This window comes from Parabacteroides sp. AF17-28, from assembly GCF_003479205.1.
Classification (GTDB): domain Bacteria; phylum Bacteroidota; class Bacteroidia; order Bacteroidales; family Tannerellaceae; genus Parabacteroides; species Parabacteroides acidifaciens.
Genome location: NZ_QUGV01000022.1, coordinates 1 through 16,217 on the forward strand (window position 1 = coordinate 1; position 16,217 = coordinate 16,217).

Here is a 16,217-nt window from a genome sequence, read left to right on the forward strand (position 1 = left end):
TAACCCAAGGCTCACGCCTTGGGCTGAGATCTGCCGGGCTTACAGCCCTAAGAGAACGTCACTAAATCATCATTTACAGGTTCACAATTTCTTAAATGCGATTCCTTATAACATTCAACTTTCAACTTTCAACTCTTAACTCTCAACTATCCGGGGGGGCTTATTGTATAAAACGGATTTTTTAGTTCCAAAAGACGGCCGAAACCAAACAAATGTTAATCCGCTTTTTTTGCCTCAAAAAGGGACTTTATCGCCTTTTTTGAGCGTTTTCCGCAATTATGACCGTCCTCTTTGGCACCACGACCGTGCTAATGTGTAGTGCACTCGGCAGCTCGCGAAGATTAGGACGGTCGTAATGGCGATTAGGACGGTCGTAATTGTAAAGAGGACCGTTTTCATGGCAAAAAAGCCCCTTAATTTCCTTGCGATATTTGGGACGCCGTCCGTTTTATTTTCAAATAATCGATTCTCCGGGAGTAAGCTTTATCACATTGTCGGCGTTTCCGTCTTTCGGCAATCAAATTGCACGCTTTTCGGAACGGGCTGCGTACCTCGTTTTTCCTATTGTCAGGAAGGGGAGTTTAAACCGTGAAAAGAGTCAATCTAAAATCGATCAGAATTTCGGACGAAATAGAAAAACGTCCGAAATGGGGGTTATTGTAATATTCATCAGATTTGCAGGGGTTCAAAACTTGCCAGAAGTGAACCAAACAGACTTCATAGGGGCGGTTCGCGAACCGCCTCATTAGAAGATAAGGGGATGTCTAAAAAGGATTTTGCAAAGGAAATTGGTGTGAGTCCTTCCCGTGTTAGCGATTATTTGAATGGACGGTCTGAACCGACCTTAAAAATAGCGCGTATGATATGCAAAGTTCTGAATATTCCTCCTGCGGTAATATTAGGTTTCTGAGCAACTGTTGCGCGTTAGTAAAGAATAAAGAAAGTGCCCTCAAAAGTTATACAGCAGCTTTTGAGGGCACTTTTATTTTGGCATACTGAACGTTTATTCGCCTTTCTCAATCTGTTCCTGTACGATTGCGTCTACGACGGCAACAGTCGTCAGATTCAGGATGTCGCGCGTGGAGCTTTCTACGTCGGTGAAGTGGATCGGTTTGTTCAATCCCATCTGGATCGGACCGATCGTTTCGGTGATGCCTAACGTATCCAGCAGCTTGTAGGCACTGTTGGCTGAACTCAGGTTCGGGAATATCAGCGTGTTGACATCCTGGCCTTTCAGCTTGTTGAACGGATACATTTCGTCGCGCAGTTTCTTGTCAAGGGCGAAGTTAACCTGCATTTCACCGTCTACCATCATCTCCGGATAGTTCTTGTGCAGATAGTTGATCGCATCGTGAACCTTCAGCGGGCTGCCCTGCTTGTCGGAACCGAAGTTCGAGTATGACAGCATAGCCATAACAGGCTCATGGGCGAAGAACTTCACTGCGTCTTCGGTCAGACGGGCGATGTCGATCAATACTTCCGTCGACGGGTGGCGATTGATCAGCGTGTCGGCAATGAAGAATGTACCTTTCTTGCAAGTCAGGATGTTCAGTGCGCCGAAATGCGTGTATGACGGACGGATACCAATGATCTGTTCCGCCATCTTGGTTACTTCGGAATAGCGGCTGTAGACACCCGTTACGAATGCGTCGGCGTCGCCTGTCGCAACCATCATCATACCGAATGCATTACGGTCGACCATCTTTTCACAGGCCTCGGCATAGGTGACGCCTTCGCGGGCCTTCTTTTCCGACAGGATCTTGGCGTAGCGGTGGCGGCGTTCCGTTTCGCGATCGTGGCGCAGGTTGACGATTTCGATGCCTTCCAGGCTGATGCTTTCTTCTGCGGCAATCTTGGCCAGGCGTTCTTCGTTACCCAGCAGGATCGGAATACAGATACCTTCGGCCTTGGCTTCGGCAGCGGCTTTCAGCATATTGACATGGTTAGCTTCGGCGAATACCACACGTTTCGGATTGGCTTTTGCCATATCGGTGAAGCGGCGGAGCAGTTTGTTGTCATATCCCATCATTTCGCGCAGATGGTTGGCATAGCCGTCCCAGTCGGTGATCGTCTTGCGGGAAACACCCGATTCGATAGCCGCTTTGGCAACTGCACAGGAAACACGTGTCAGCAAGCGCGGGTCGAGCGCTTTAGGCAGGATGTAATCACGTCCGAAAGTCGTCCGTTTCAGCTTGTAGGCGGCGTTCACAACGTCGGGGACCGGTTCTTTGGCCAGCTCGGCGATTGCGTAAACGGCAGCTAACTTCATTTCTTCGTTGATCGCCTTGGCGTGTGTGTCCAATGCACCGCGGAAGATATAGGGGAAACCTAATACATTGTTAATCTGGTTCGGATAGTCCGAGCGGCCTGTCGCAAAGATGATATCGTCGCGTGAAGCCATTGCGTCTGCATAAGAGATTTCCGGGTTCGGGTTTGCCAGTGCAAAGACAATCGGGTTTTCGTTCATGGAACGGACCATATCTTGTGTCAGGACGTTGGCTACGGACAGGCCGAGGAACACGTCGCAACCGACGACTGCTTCCTGCAGTGTCTTGATATTGCGGTCGGTGGCAAAGAATTTCTTCGATTCGTTCAGGTCCGTACGGTGTGTAGAGATAACGCCTTTACTGTCACACATGATAATATTTTCCTTCTTGGCTCCCAGCATGATGTACAGTTTCGTGCAAGAGATGGATGCGGCTCCGGCTCCGTTCACGACGATCTTTACATCTTCGATTTTCTTACCTGCAATTTCCAGTGCATTGATCAGGCCGGCACCGGATATGATTGCCGTTCCGTGCTGGTCGTCATGCATCACCGGAATATCCAGTTCCTCTTTCAGGCGTGTTTCGATCTTGAAACATTCCGGAGCTTTGATGTCTTCCAGGTTGATACCTCCGAAGGTAGGAGCGATGGCTTTTACCGTTTCGATGAATTTGTCCGGGTCTTTCTCGTTGACTTCGATGTCGAACACGTCGATGCCGGCGAATATCTTGAACAACAGTCCTTTTCCTTCCATAACCGGTTTGCCTGCCAATGGGCCTATATCACCTAATCCCAATACGGCTGTTCCGTTTGAAATTACGGCAACTAAGTTTCCTTTAGATGTATATTTATAGGCATCCAGCGGATTCTTTTCAATCTCCAGACAGGGTTCTGCTACGCCGGGCGAATAAGCCAGCGACAAGTCTGTCTGCGTACTATAGGGTTTGGTGGGAACGACTTCAATCTTTCCCGGCTTGCCTTCCGCATGATAGCGGAGAGCTTCTTCTTTAGTAATCTTAGCCATAGACTTTATAGTTTTTATATTGTTATGTGTCTTTTGAAAATCGAGCACAAAAGTAACAAATTATTATGATAATGGTATTGATAGCTTACATTTAGTTGCCGCTCTTTCCTCTCTTTTATGAAAATATGATATTGCAGATGTCAAGGATTCGCTTTATCTTTGCAATCTCAATTGAACAGGGAATAGAATGTGAAACAGACAATTGTAAAATATATGAAATGGCTGCTGCCGATACTCTTCATCGGGTATTACAGTAGTATTTCTTTGTTTATGCACGTCCATATCGAGCATGGGACGACGATTGTTCACGCGCATCCGTTTAAGAAGGCCGCCGATGGCACTTGTCATCACCACTCATCCCTGTCGGAAATCCAGTTGTTTCACTTGCTGACGACTGTCAATGTGGAGGACGGGGCTGTCCATCCGTTACAGCTACATTTCTATGCTATACCGATTTATAAGATAACCGAACGTCCGGTCTATCCGGATCATTTGATCCCTGTCCTGGGGAAACTGTCGCTTCGCGCACCTCCTGTCGTTTAATAAAATATTGGGTTATTCTGTATTTCCATTTGACAATCTGAATGTGTTTTGTCGGTGGAAGAGATTTTTCATGCCTAAATCTCTATTTTATTAAAAACGAACGAAATGAATAAATTTATTACGCTTACGTTATGCCTGTGCTGTCTCTTTACAGTAATGCGGGCAGAGGGCGATCCGGCTTTGAATCCGTCGGACGCAAATATTGTCGGTCATGTATTAGACAAGAAAACCGGCGAACATCTTTCTTTTATTACAATCTTTCTGAAAGGAACGACCATCGGGACTTCGACTGATGCGACAGGCCATTATTATCTGAAGAACCTGCCGGAAGGCAAATTCACCATCGTTATGAAGACGATGGGGTATAAAACGGTCGAGAAGCCTGTGACACTGAAAAAGGGCAAGACGCTGGAAGTAGATTTTGAAGCGGAAGAGGAGGCAATGTCGCTCGACGGAGTGGTCGTTTCCGCAAACCGGAATGAGACGACACGCCGCATGGCTCCGTCGCTTGTGAACGTGTTGGACGCAAAGACGTTCGAGACGACGCATTCGACTTCGTTAGCCGACGGCCTGAACTTCCAGCCGGGTGTGCGCGTGGAAAACAACTGCCAGAACTGTGGTTTCCAGCAGGTGCGTATCAACGGTCTGGAAGGACCCTATACGCAGATATTGGTGGATAGCCGTCCGATCTTCAGCGCATTGACCGGGGTCTACGGGCTTGAGCAGATTCCGGCCAACATGATCGAACGTGTCGAGATCATGCGTGGAGGCGGTTCGGCCCTTTTCGGCTCTTCGGCTATTGCCGGGACGATCAATATCATCACGAAAGAACCTTTGCGCAACTCGGCCCAGATCGCCCACTCGCTGACGATGATCGGGGGAGACCGGCCGGATAACAACACGACGTTGAATGCTTCCCTTGTGACGGACGATCATAAGGCGGGGATTTATATCTTCGGCCAGAGCCGCCATCGTTCGGCTTATGACCACGACGGAGACGGCTTTTCCGAACTTGGCCAGTTGGAGGCGCGTACGGTTGGTTTCCGTTCCTATCTGAAGACAAGTACTTATTCCAAATTGGGATTCGAATATCATAACATCAGCGAATACCGTCGCGGTGGCGACCAGATCGGCCGGCCGCCCCACGAAGCCTGGGTGGCGGAACAGACTGATCACAGCATCAACGGCGGCGGCCTGAAGTTCGATCTTTTCTCCAAAGACTACAAGCACCGTCTGAATATATACACTTCCGCACAGCATACGAACCGTAAGAGCTATTACGGTACGAACCAAAATTTAGATGCATACGGGCATACGACGGATATGACGTTTGTCGGCGGTTCTCAATATTCTTATTCTGCGGATAAGTGCCTGTTCATGCCGGCCGAGTTTACCGGAGGACTGGAATATAACTTCGATGAACTGAAGGATGAGATGTTAGGGTATAACCGCGTTGTGGATCAGACGGTCCATATCGGTAGCCTGTTCCTGCAGAACGAATGGAAGAATGAGAAATGGAGTTTCCTGGTCGGCGGCCGTTTCGACAAGCATAACCTGATCGATCATCTGATCTTCAGTCCCCGGGCAAATATCCGCTTCAATCCGACGCAAGACATTAATTTGCGTCTATCCTATTCCAGCGGTTTCCGTGCTCCGCAGGCGTTTGACGAAGACTTGCATGTGGCGGCTGTCGGCGGCGAGGTGGCGATTATTCAGCTTGCCGATGACCTGAAAGAGGAGAAGTCGAAAAGTATCAGTGCCTCGGCTGATTTCTATCATCGTTTCGGCGCTGTCCAGCTGAATTTCTTGGTAGAAGGTTTCTATACCGATTTGAACGATGTGTTCTTCCTGCAGGAAAAGGGACACGATGACAAGGGCAATCTGATATTAGAGCGCCGCAATAAGGATGGCGCACGTGTGATGGGACTTAACCTGGAGGGAAAGATGGCCTACTCCTGGATGCAGTTTCAAGCCGGGGCAACGATCCAGCGCAGCCGTTACAAAGAAGCTTTGACCTGGAGCGAGACGAATCCGGATCTTCCGGCTCAGAAGAAGATGTTCCGTACGCCGGATGTGTATGGTTATTTCACATCTACTTTTACTCCGGTAAAACGCCTGGCCGTTTCCTTGACCGGAACCTATACGGGCAGTATGTTAGTGCAACACCTCGCCGGCTACATTCCGGAGGATCGGGAAGAGAAAACTTCCGATTTCTTCGATTTGAATATGAAGGTTTCCTATGATTTCCCCTTGTATAAGTCGGTGACGTTACAGCTGAATGCCGGTATTCAGAATATCTTCGAAGCATATCAGAACGATTTCGACCAGGGAAAGGATCGCGACTCCAAATATATTTATGGACCGGGAACTCCAAGGAGCTACTTTGTTGGGTGCAAGATCAGTTACTAAAGACAAAAGTCCGGTAAAGTGTAAAACCTTTATCGGACTTTTGTCTTTTATTTCAATCGCTCGTTCATGTTTTCTGGATTTTGGCTGTTAGGCCAAATATCGGCAATGTAGACTGTGTCTTTTTCTACATAATAGATAATCTTGTGATTGCGGTGCTCAACAAAGGAACGGTAGTTCTTTTTGTATGCCTTAAGTTCTGGTTCCTCTTTTCCCATATAAGGATTCTGTTCTAAAACAGCAACAACATCATTGATACCCTGCATAAATTTTCCTGCAGCTGATGTTCCCATCTTCTTTTTATACCAGAGTATGATGCTTTTATATTTTGTTAAGGCTTTACGTTTCCAGTGTATTTTCATTTGAGCCATTCTAAAGCTGCTTTTTTCACTTCTTCATGGGTGTAATAAACCGGATCGTTCTCAGCTTCAATGAGCCGTCTAACTTTTTCTTCATGAGTTAATGGTTTCATTGCATTTTCGATTTCTTCATCAGTGACGATATCTATGTCATCGAGAATAGCTCTTTCCTCTTTCACATGATGGCGATTGTGGATAATTCTTTTGACGTATTTCTTCACCTTAACAAAACTTTCATTGTCAAGCCTGGCAATCTGGTTGAACAGTTCGAGCTGTTCTCCTTGTAAATTCATTGTATTCATATCTTTACTTATTTTGGTTGTATAACGTTTACAAATGTAGCTCTTTTCCGGCAGGAAAGAAATTATTTCATTGTAAATTAATGCGGATCAGTTATTAAGATGTAAAACAGTAGTACGGTGGCTGGTCAACTGTACTCGGCGGGGTGCTGCCCTCTCGAAGCCGGATAGATTGTGCCGGCTTCGGTAAAGTTGTTGGCGATTTCCATACCACCCGTACCTCTTGTCACCCCAAGTTGTTATTGAGTGTTGTAAGTTTCATAAACTCTTGTTGATCTCTTCAATATAATTCAGGATTTCATCCCGTCCTTCTTTCTTCTCTGAAGAGGAGAGAAGGATGGGAGGGAGTTCTTCCCATGATTCCAGCAGTTTTGTCTGATAAGCTTTCAGGTTTTCCTGCAGGCGACTTTTACTGATCTTGTCGATCTTTGTGAAGATAAGGGAGAATGGAATACCGTTCTCGCCCAACCATTCCATGAATTCCAGGTCTATCTTCTGCGGTTCGTGGCGGCTGTCGATCAGGACAAAAAGATTCGTCAGCTGTTCCCGTTCCAGGATATAATCTTCGATGATCCGCTGGATATTATCCCGTCCTTCTTTTCCCCGTTGGGCAAAGCCGTAACCGGGAAGGTCGACCAGATACCATTGTCCGTTGATAAGAAAATGATTGATAAGCATTGTCTTACCCGGTTTCTGCGAGGTCATGGCAAGCCCTTTCTTTCCGGTCAGCATATTGATGAGGGAGGATTTGCCAACATTACTTCGCCCGATAAAAGCATATTCCGGCAGATTGCCTGCGGGACATTTCTTCACGTCTGTGTTACTGATAACAAATTCTGCGCTTTTGATTTCCATGTTTGTGAATTATGAATTACGAATTATAAAATAGTGGGAATCCTTTTTGTGTTCAGGGAGCTTAACCATAGTCCTAAGAAGGTCAGGCCACCGTTTAGCATCAGCATTTCATACCCGAATACATATCCTGTATATTGCTTCACTAAATAGTCCGTAGCAAAACAGAGCAACGGTGAAAGGATACATATGTAAGGAACGAACTTATCACGCGGCTGCAGCTTCGTGAACAATCCAAAAACGAATAATCCCAGTAAAGGGCCGTAGGTGTAGGAGGCAATCATATAGATCGCATCGATCACGCTCCGGCTGTTTACGGCCTTAAAGATAAGAATAATTATTGCAAATAAGGCAGAGATCATCAAATGAACCGCCAGACGGGTACGCTTGGCTGTCTGTGCCTGTTCCTTATCTACCCCTAAAATATCGATACAGAAAGAGGTGGTAAGCGCTGTCAGGGCGGAGTCGGCACTGCTGAATGCAGCTGCGATGATACCGATCGTAAAAAAGATCAGGATCGAGTGTCCCAATATCCCGGACGTGCAAAACATCGGGAGGATATCATCGTTCATCGCGGGCAGTTCGATATGCTGCTGGGATGCAAGCGCCACCAGCAGGACGCCGAGCGAAAGGAACAGGAAATTGACCGGCGTGAAAGCGAAGCCGTAGGTGTACATATTCTTCTGCGCATCTTTCAGGCTTTTGCAGGAGAGGTTCTTTTGCATCATATCCTGGTCGAGTCCCGTCATGACGATCGTGATAAAGATACCGCTGAAGAATTGTTTTACGAAATGCTGCGTGCTGTGCCAGTCGTCGAACTCGAAGATGCGGAAATGCGGACTTGCCTGCAAGGTTTGCACCATACCGCCGAAATCCAGCTGCATCTTGTCTTTGACCTGCCAGATAATCACGATCAGCATCGCGACCAGGCATAATGCCTGCAATGTGTCCGTCCAGATGATCGTCTTGATGCCGCTCCGGTAGGTGTACAGCCATACCAGGAAAATACTGATCACGACAGTGACGGCAAACGGTATGTTCCAGGTGCTGAATACGTAATGTTGCAGGATCAGCACGACCAGGTAAAGCCGTGCCGCCGCGCCTACGATCTTGGAAAGTAGGAAAAAGGAAGCTCCAGTCTTATAACTGTGCCGCCCGATCCGGTCGTCCAGATACGAGTAAATGGTGGTCAGTTGTAATTTATAGTAAAGCGGCAACAGCACTTTGGCAATCAGGATATATCCGAAGAAGAACCCCAGGACAGTCTGCATATACGTCATGTCTATGCTGCGCACCATCCCCGGAACAGACACGAAGGTAACGCCCGAAAGCGACGTTCCGACCATCCCGATCGACACGATATACCAAGGCGATTTGCGGTTACCGAGGAAAAAAGCTTCGTTGCTGGTGCTCTTCCGTCCCGTGATCCAGGCTATCAGCAGGAGGATGCCGAAATAGGCGGCTATGATAAAGAGGATGATGTAGCTGTTCATTGCTTGTTAGAAATTTACGGCAAAGATACATTAATTATTCGTTACGCACTATTTGCAGTTCGGGTTGCGGAATGCCTTTTCGTCGGTAGAATAGTCGATTTCGCAGGGAAATTTTAGCTTTTTATCTAATTTGTTTTGCGTATGTGATTAATTTCTTGTTCCTTTGTATCAGCTGGAGCTCGGGAGAGTTAAGGCGACCGGTTTACAAGACCGGAGACAAATAGGTAAACACAATAAAGAAAAGGCTGCGATCTTCGGATACGCAGCCTTTTTGATTAATACCTTTTCTCAATGGACGCTCCGGGGAAGTAATGCGAGAGAATCTGCCGGTAATCATATCCCTGGGCGCTCATCATGGCAGCCCCGATCTGGCAAAGCCCTACGCCATGTCCCCAACCTGCGCCGGTCAGGACGAACCGGCCGGGAATATCGAGCCGGATATCTTCCTTGTCCACGACGAAAGCCGAACTGTAGAGATGCGTTTCCGACAGTGTGCGGCGTATTTCCAGTTCCTTGCCGATCGTAAAGCTACGGTGCGTTCCGACAATCTTCAGCAGGTCGATGCGTCCGGAAGTACCGCGGCTAACCGGGATGAGGTCCAGTATCTGTCCGAAGTCGATGCCGCTCTTGCGATGCACCAGTTCGGCCAGTTCTTTTTGCGTATAAGATACTTTCCAGCGGTAGAAGTCTGTTGTTTCCTGATCGTAGTTGTTCAATACCTGGCTGAGGATTTCCTTGTCGGATGTATTGCAGAATGCTTCGGGTGCGGAACGTATCCATTTCTCCGCCTCTTCTTCCTTTGTGAGGTCCGGGAAGGTTGTTTCGCGGCTGTCGCGCAGGGCAGCCAAGTAGGAGTGGGGAACCGGTTCCCAGCAATGCTCGAACTGCTCGGTGACGCCTCCGCAACATTTTGAGAAGCGGGCGTCGCAGATCATTTCGCCATCCGTCAGTATTTCGCCGCGCGTCTCATGGACGACTTTCTGTACGATCGGGGTGGAGGCACGCGTAATACCCTGGTAACGCTGGCAATGGTCGTCGGCACAGACATCGAATATATCGTGGTCTTCGCGGTCGTACCAGCGTATCAATTGCTCGTTGTCGCGGTAGTAGCTCTGCTGCTTTTCCTCTTTTCCCGCCAGGCGGAAGTTCTTTTCTACCTGTGCAAGGAGCCAGCTGCGCGAGATGACGGCATGCGCTTTCAACAGCTCTTTCGAGGCTTCTGCGCTCATCTCCGAAGAGATTACGCTTGTCAGGTACTCTTCCACGTCTATCTGGTTGATGACGACGATGCTGTCCTTGCAGGTGACGAGGTTAAAGGCTCCCTTGAAGCACTGGTCTTCCTGCCGTTGCCAGTGGAAATTATGACCTATAGTGACTGCCTTCAGTTCGAAGGACGAGGCGGGGGAGGCGGGCTCGAAGAAAAGTTCTTTGTATAGCTTGCCGTTGAAGACAATGTTTCCGCCTACAAACAATACACGTTGTTCTCCGGTCAGGAACTGACCGGTTTCCGTATGCACATACTCCCCATGAAATACAAACGAGACGGCCTTCTCACGCATGATGCCGACATTCACTACAGGTGCTTCCATATTAATAATTATTCAATGTGTAAATGTGCCAATGTGCCAATGAAAGATTGTGATTGGCACATTTAGTGCAACGTCACATTGGCACATTTGCATATTATTTCTTAGCTTTTAATGAACTTATCGCCAGATAGGACATTAACATGATATACATTACAACAGCTATCACCCCTGCAAAGTTGCTTTCCATCCACTCTTCATTCACAAGATTTATACCGCCGAAACGCATTGTAGCACTCACTACACCCATCAAAGCTCCACCGGCAATGAAACCGGAGGCCAGCAATGTCCCTTTTTCAAGGCGTGCATTGTTCAATGCCTGGTCTTTGCTGCGGCTGCCCACGTACCAACTGATAGCGCCTCCGATCAATAGCGGCGTGTTCAGTTCCAGCGGGATAAACATACCTAACGAAAAGGCCAGTGCCGGAATCTTGCAGATGTTCAGGATAATTGCCAGTACGGCACCGATGGCATATAAAAGCCAGGGAGCGCCCGACCCGCTCATCAGCGGTTCGATCACGGCCGCCATGGCGTTGGCTTGCGGAGCGGCCAACTGTCCGCTCGTGAAACCGTATGACTGGTTCAGGACCAGGATGACGCCGCCTACAGTGGCTGCCGAAACCAACGTCCCGAGGAATTTCCAGCTTTCCTGCTTGGCGGGTGTGCTGCCTAACCAGTAACCGATCTTCAGGTCGGTGATGAAACCGCCGGCCATCGACAGTGCCGTACAAACCACGCCTCCGATAATCAGTGCCGAAACCATACCGGCTGTCCCTTTCAGTCCGACAGCTACCAGGATGATGGACGACAGGATCAGCGTCATCAGCGTCATGCCCGATACCGGGTTTGTCCCTACGATTGCAATCGCGTTGGCTGCAACAGTTGTGAAGAGGAATGCGATGATACCGACAATCAGCAGTCCGATCAGCGCGTAATACCAGTTATCCAATACGCCGAAATGGAAGAACAGATACGTTGCGATCAACGCCACAAAGATGCCGATAGCGATTACTTTCATCGACAAGTCCTTCTGTGTCCGGAGCTCTTCCGTCTGCACAGCGCCCGTCTTTCCTTTCAGCTCTTTGGCTGCCAGGCCGACTGCGCCCTTGATGATTCCCCATGAATTGATAATACCGATCACGCCTGCCGTCGCAATGCCGCCGATACCGATGTGGCGCGCATAGGTCGTAAAGATCTGTTCCGCACTCATGCTTCCCACTGTCGCTGTGATGGCGTCGTTGCCGAACGTCAGCACTTCGGCGCCAAAGAACGCGGACATCAGCGGAATAATCACTAACCAGACGAGGAACGAGCCGGCACAGATAATAGCCGAATACTTCAGCCCGATGATATATCCAAGCCCTAAAACGGCCGCACCTGTGTTTACCTTAAACACAACCTTTATCTTATCGGCCAACATTTCGCCGAAACCGACGATACGCGTGCTGACAGTTTCGCTCCACCAACCGAACGTCGAGACGATAAAGTCATACAGCCCGCCGATCAAACCGGCATAGATAAGCGGTTTAGCCTGGTTGCCTCCCTTTTCGCCGGACACCAGGACTTGCGTGGTTGCAGTGGCTTCCGGGAACGGATACTTGCCGTGCATCGTCGAAACGAAATACTTCCGGAACGGGATCAACAGCAGGATGCCGAGGATTCCGCCCAACAGCGAGCTCATAAACACTTCGAAGAAGTTGATCGTAATCTCCGGATATTTGTCTTGCAGGATATAAAGCGCGGGAAGCGTAAAGATAGCACCAGCCACGATCACCCCGCTGTTCGCCCCGATAGACTGGATAATGACATTCTCGCCCAGTGCGTTCTTCCGTTTAAAGCCGCTCGACAGTCCGACAGCAATGATCGCAATCGGAATGGCTGCCTCGAATACCTGTCCGACCTTCAGCCCCAGGAAAGCTGCTGCCGCACTGAATATGACGGCCATGACCAGTCCCCAGAATACGGACCAGGGTGTTACTTCCCGATATTGTTTGTCGGGCGACATGATGGGTTCGTAGACCTCACCTTCTTTCAATTCTCTATAGGCATTTTCCGGTAGCCCGCCCACCTTTTCTTCGTCTTCCTTCTTCACGGTGTTTACTTATTTAGTTAGATTTAATTTGAATACACTTATCGCTTACTGATTAATCACGCAAATCTACACTATTTCTCAATAAGAAGCAAGAGGAAAGACTGCGGTGAAGTAGAGTTTTGTCTACGATCCGTTAACTCTTTCCTAACTACATATAAAACGTTCGCTTGGCGGTGAACGATCGTCCGCTTGGTGGTGAACGATCGTCCGGCGGCCGGCGAACGATCGTCCGCCGCCAAGCGGACAACTAAGGGAATACATGGAAAGAGTTAATGCATAAGGAAGATTTTGCTTATCTTTGCGCAGAAAGAAGATAAAAGGAATGAATCAGAAATATCCATCTGTCTTATTGGAAAATGCAGTGAACGAGTTGTCGTCCTTGCCGGGCGTAGGGCGGAAGACTGCGCTCCGTCTGGCTTTGTACATGCTCCGCCGGGATGCCGGATATACGGAAGGCTTTGCCGCCGCTTTGGTGGCGCTTCGGCGGGATGTGAAATACTGCAAGGTATGCCATAACATATGCGATGAGGACATCTGTTCCATCTGTGCCGACCCGCAACGCGACCGTTCGACGGTTTGCGTAGTCGAGAACATCAAAGAGGTAATGGCGATCGAGAACACCGGACAGTTCCGGGGCGTCTACCACGTCCTGGGCGGCATCATCTCGCCGATGGACGGGATCGGACCGGGCGACCTGCAGATCGACAGCCTTGTGCAGCGTGTGGCGGACGGCGAAGTGGGCGAAGTGGTTCTGGCGCTCAGTACGACGATGGAGGGCGACACGACCAACTTCTTCATCTATCGCAAGCTGTCGCCATACGATGTAAAGATTTCCGTCATTGCCCGCGGCGTTTCTATTGGCGACGAGATCGAGTATGCCGACGAAATAACCCTGGGCCGTTCCATCGTGAACCGCACAAGTTTTAATGATTCCATAAAGATATGAAGCTATCAATAGTCATAGTCAACTATAATGTAAAGTATTTCCTCGAGCAATGCCTCTGTTCGGTTCGCGCCGCCGTCCGGGGCATGGAGGCGGAAGTGCTGGTGGTCGACAACCATTCGACGGACGGTTCCCTCGAATACCTCCGCCCGCGCTTTCCGGAAGTGACCTTTATCGAGAACTCCGATAATCCCGGTTTTGCAAAAGCCAATAACCAGGCGATCCGGACGAGCAGCGGCGAGTATGTCCTCCTGCTGAATCCCGACACCGTGATCGGAGAGGAGAGCCTGCGTTCCCTCTGCTTCTTTATGGATGAGCATCCGGAAGCGGGTGGGATAGGCGTGAAGATGCTGGACGGGCACGGAGCGTTCCTGCCTGAGAGCAAGCGGAGTTTTCCGTCGCCCTGGGTCTCTTTCTGCAAGCTGTTCGGGTTGTCTAAACTGTTTCCCCGTTCCCGCGTGTTTGCCCGTTACAGCCTTCCGTATCTGAGCGAGGAGAAGCAGCATAAGGTGGAAGTCTTGGCCGGTGCGTTTATGTTCCTCCGGCGCGAGGCGCTCGACAAGGTGGGGCTGCTGGACGAGTCGTTCTTTATGTATGGCGAAGATATAGACCTGTCGTACCGGATTGTGCAGGGAGGCTATAAGAACTATTACATCCCCGAACGCATCCTCCATTATAAGGGCGAGAGCACGAAACATGGCGACGTCAAGTATGTGAAAGCGTTCTACGGCGCGATGCTGATCTTCTACCGGAAATATTATCCGCATTCCGGCTGGCTGATGGGCTTGCTGATCCGGCTGGCTGTCCTGTTGAAAGGTTCGCTGTCCGCGCTCGTCGGCCTGTTGGGGCTGAAGCGGAAACCGCGCTCGCGCCATCGCCGCCTGCTGATCCTCTGCCGCGAAGAGATGTTCGAGGAGGTGAAAGCCGCCTGCGTCAAGCGGATGCCGGAGTTGGAGTATGTCAATCTCTGGGACTTGGACGAAGAGCGTGTGATGGATGCCATCTGCCGCCGCAACCAAATGAAGCGTTTTACCGATTTAGCTTTCTGCTATCCCGATGCGCGCTTCGAGCAGATGCTTCTGCTGATGGACAAGATGGTGGATAAGAAGATCTCTTACCATATATATAATAAGGAAAGTAAAAAGTTGATCTGATGGAATTGTTGTCGAACGAAACTATAAGCCTTCGCGCTCCGGAACCGGAAGACCTGGAACTGCTTTATCATTGGGAGAATAAACCCGAATGGTGGGGATTGGGAAATACGTTGGCGCCTTATTCGCGCTATCTGCTTAAAGAATATATTGCCGAATCCCACCGGGATCTGTTCGACCTGAAACAGTTGCGCCTGATGATCGACTACCGTCCGACCGGAGCAACTGTCGGGATGTTGGACCTGTACGATTTCGAGCCGCATCACCGGCGTGCCGGAGTCGGCATCCTGATCGATCCTGTTTATCAGAAGAACGGCCTGGCAACGGAGGCGCTCGGCCTGTTGATCCGCTATGCTTTCTCTTTCCTTAAACTGCGTCAGCTATACGTGCATATTCCGGTTGGCAATGAAGCCAGCAAAACGTTGTTTACCCGTTGCGGCTTCACCGTGACAGGCATACTGACAGACTGGATAGCTACGGAAGACGGCTATTCGGACGTACTGGTTATGCAACGTATCAATAAATAAGCGTGTAAATGAGGGGCGGGGATCAGTTCAGATAAGGATCTTTCGGATACTTGGTCCAGGTTTCATATTGGCTGCCGAGCGATTCGAGCGAACGCTTCCAGAAATCTTCGCCCTCGGCAAGCAATACGTTCCGGTTGGAGGCATGGCTCACAACCCATGAGTTTTTAGAGATTTCATTCGTCAACTGTCCTTCCTGCCAGCCGGAATAGCCCAGGAAGAATTTCACTTTCCCATCGATCGGATGCCCGTTCTGAATGTAGCGCAACAGCGCATTGAAGTCTCCGTCGAAGTAGAGATGCTCGTTGATCTTGACCGAGTTCGGAATAATCATATCTCCCAATGAATGGATAAAGAACAGGCGGTTTGCACTGACCGGACCGCCTAAGTAGATCGGCATATCCGGATACTTCTTCAAGTCCTCAAAGAATGTGTTGACCAATAGTTCGGTCTTTTTATTCAGGACGAGTCCCATCGAGCCTTCCGGTGCATGTTCCACCAGCAATACAACGGAACGTTGGAAATAGGCGTCTTGCAGGAAAGGTTCTGATATCAGTATGCTTCCCTGAGCCGGGAGCACATCATTATGTGTTATTTTAAATATGTTGTTATACATTGCCATAGCGGGACTTTAACTTGCTGGTTAATAATAAAACTGCGACAATATATAGCTTTTGGGT

The 16,217-nt window shown here is 49.2% G+C and carries 13 protein-coding genes and 1 pseudogene; 6 read left to right on the forward strand and 8 right to left on the reverse strand.

The genetic code is table 11. The features are described 5' to 3' along the window. Nucleotides 1-742 precede the first annotated feature (742 nt). A pseudogene (locus tag DWW90_RS14980) lies at nucleotides 743-910 on the forward strand (transcriptional regulator); the annotation flags it as partial. Nucleotides 911-1,003: 93 nt separating this feature from the next. Here the strand turns inward: DWW90_RS14980 and DWW90_RS14985 are convergent. Beyond that, nucleotides 1,004-3,289 (reverse strand): NADP-dependent malic enzyme, encoded by a 2,286-nt coding sequence (locus DWW90_RS14985; RefSeq protein WP_122345546.1) that lies wholly within the window; start codon nucleotides 3,287-3,289, stop codon nucleotides 1,004-1,006. Between the two features lie 189 nt (nucleotides 3,290-3,478). Here DWW90_RS14985 and DWW90_RS14990 point away from each other — a divergent pair, with 189 nt between their 5' ends. Together DWW90_RS14990 and DWW90_RS14995 are read left to right on the forward strand one after the other, a co-directional pair. Then, the gene (locus DWW90_RS14990) at nucleotides 3,479-3,832 is read left to right on the forward strand and encodes a hypothetical protein (RefSeq protein WP_122345547.1); all 354 of its coding nucleotides are present in this window, start codon (nucleotides 3,479-3,481) and stop codon (nucleotides 3,830-3,832) included. A 105-nt stretch (nucleotides 3,833-3,937) separates the two neighbouring features. Further along, a complete protein-coding gene (locus DWW90_RS14995; protein WP_122345548.1) occupies nucleotides 3,938-6,241 on the forward strand; it encodes a TonB-dependent receptor in 2,304 nt (767 codons plus the stop codon). A 47-nt stretch (nucleotides 6,242-6,288) separates the two neighbouring features. Here the strand turns inward: DWW90_RS14995 and DWW90_RS15000 are convergent, their stop codons facing one another. From DWW90_RS15000 to DWW90_RS15025, 6 genes are all read right to left on the reverse strand, one after another. Continuing rightward, nucleotides 6,289-6,609 (reverse strand): type II toxin-antitoxin system RelE/ParE family toxin, encoded by a 321-nt coding sequence (locus DWW90_RS15000; protein ID WP_115498743.1) that lies wholly within the window; start codon nucleotides 6,607-6,609, stop codon nucleotides 6,289-6,291. Beyond that, complete coding sequence (locus DWW90_RS15005; RefSeq protein ID WP_122332373.1) at nucleotides 6,597-6,899, reverse strand: hypothetical protein; 303 nt, start codon at nucleotides 6,897-6,899, stop codon at nucleotides 6,597-6,599. The genes DWW90_RS15000 and DWW90_RS15005 overlap by 13 nt, the downstream gene beginning before the upstream one ends. Nucleotides 6,900-7,154: 255 nt before the next feature. Beyond that, on the reverse strand, nucleotides 7,155-7,751 hold the full coding sequence (gene yihA, locus DWW90_RS15010; RefSeq protein WP_115498741.1) for a ribosome biogenesis GTP-binding protein YihA/YsxC: 597 nt from the start codon (nucleotides 7,749-7,751) through the stop codon (nucleotides 7,155-7,157). A gap of 23 nt (nucleotides 7,752-7,774) precedes the next feature. Continuing rightward, on the reverse strand, nucleotides 7,775-9,241 hold the full coding sequence (locus tag DWW90_RS15015) for a sodium:solute symporter (RefSeq protein WP_122345549.1): 1,467 nt from the start codon (nucleotides 9,239-9,241) through the stop codon (nucleotides 7,775-7,777). Nucleotides 9,242-9,516: 275 nt separating this feature from the next. Next, nucleotides 9,517-10,830, reverse strand: a complete 1,314-nt coding sequence (locus tag DWW90_RS15020) for a SpoIID/LytB domain-containing protein (protein ID WP_122345550.1) — start codon at nucleotides 10,828-10,830, stop codon at nucleotides 9,517-9,519. 94 nt (nucleotides 10,831-10,924) lie between these two features. Further along, a complete protein-coding gene (locus DWW90_RS15025; RefSeq protein WP_122345551.1) occupies nucleotides 10,925-12,919 on the reverse strand; it encodes an OPT family oligopeptide transporter in 1,995 nt (664 codons plus the stop codon). Between the two features lie 322 nt (nucleotides 12,920-13,241). On the opposite strand from DWW90_RS15025, the gene recR reads away from it, so the two are divergent. The 3 genes from recR to DWW90_RS15040 are packed head-to-tail and all read left to right on the forward strand — an operon-like array spanning nucleotide 13,242 to nucleotide 15,540. Further along, entirely contained in the window at nucleotides 13,242-13,865 is a 624-nt protein-coding gene (recR, locus tag DWW90_RS15030; RefSeq protein ID WP_115498737.1) for a recombination mediator RecR, read from the forward strand. Beyond that, nucleotides 13,862-15,016 carry a glycosyltransferase family 2 protein gene (locus tag DWW90_RS15035; RefSeq protein ID WP_122345552.1) on the forward strand — a complete coding sequence of 385 codons (1,155 nt, stop codon included), beginning with the start codon at nucleotides 13,862-13,864 and terminating at the stop codon, nucleotides 15,014-15,016. Before recR ends, DWW90_RS15035 begins: the two co-directional genes overlap by 4 nt. Then, a complete protein-coding gene (locus tag DWW90_RS15040; RefSeq protein ID WP_122345553.1) occupies nucleotides 15,016-15,540 on the forward strand; it encodes a GNAT family N-acetyltransferase in 525 nt (174 codons plus the stop codon). The genes DWW90_RS15035 and DWW90_RS15040 overlap by 1 nt, the downstream gene beginning before the upstream one ends. A gap of 22 nt (nucleotides 15,541-15,562) precedes the next feature. Here DWW90_RS15040 and DWW90_RS15045 read toward each other — a convergent pair whose 3' ends face one another. Then, nucleotides 15,563-16,159, reverse strand: coding sequence for a YqgE/AlgH family protein (locus tag DWW90_RS15045; RefSeq protein WP_115498734.1), 597 nt, complete (start codon nucleotides 16,157-16,159; stop codon nucleotides 15,563-15,565). Between the last annotated feature and the right edge of the window lie 58 nt (nucleotides 16,160-16,217).

Excerpts from the sequence above, each read along its gene's own strand:
- DWW90_RS15040 (WP_122345553.1), top strand. The coding sequence starts at position 15,016 with ATGGAATTGTTGTCGAACGAAACTATAAGCCTTCGCGCTCCGGAACCG.
- yihA (WP_115498741.1), bottom strand. The coding sequence starts at position 7,751 with ATGGAAATCAAAAGCGCAGAATTTGTTATCAGTAACACAGACGTGAAG.
- DWW90_RS14985 (WP_122345546.1), bottom strand. The coding sequence starts at position 3,289 with ATGGCTAAGATTACTAAAGAAGAAGCTCTCCGCTATCATGCGGAAGGC.
- DWW90_RS15020 (WP_122345550.1), bottom strand. The coding sequence starts at position 10,830 with ATGGAAGCACCTGTAGTGAATGTCGGCATCATGCGTGAGAAGGCCGTC.
- DWW90_RS15005 (WP_122332373.1), bottom strand. The coding sequence starts at position 6,899 with ATGAATACAATGAATTTACAAGGAGAACAGCTCGAACTGTTCAACCAG.
- recR (WP_115498737.1), top strand. The coding sequence starts at position 13,242 with ATGAATCAGAAATATCCATCTGTCTTATTGGAAAATGCAGTGAACGAG.
- DWW90_RS14995 (WP_122345548.1), top strand. The coding sequence starts at position 3,938 with ATGAATAAATTTATTACGCTTACGTTATGCCTGTGCTGTCTCTTTACA.
- DWW90_RS15035 (WP_122345552.1), top strand. The coding sequence starts at position 13,862 with ATGAAGCTATCAATAGTCATAGTCAACTATAATGTAAAGTATTTCCTC.
- DWW90_RS15000 (WP_115498743.1), bottom strand. The coding sequence starts at position 6,609 with ATGGCTCAAATGAAAATACACTGGAAACGTAAAGCCTTAACAAAATAT.
- DWW90_RS15045 (WP_115498734.1), bottom strand. The coding sequence starts at position 16,159 with ATGGCAATGTATAACAACATATTTAAAATAACACATAATGATGTGCTC.
- DWW90_RS15015 (WP_122345549.1), bottom strand. The coding sequence starts at position 9,241 with ATGAACAGCTACATCATCCTCTTTATCATAGCCGCCTATTTCGGCATC.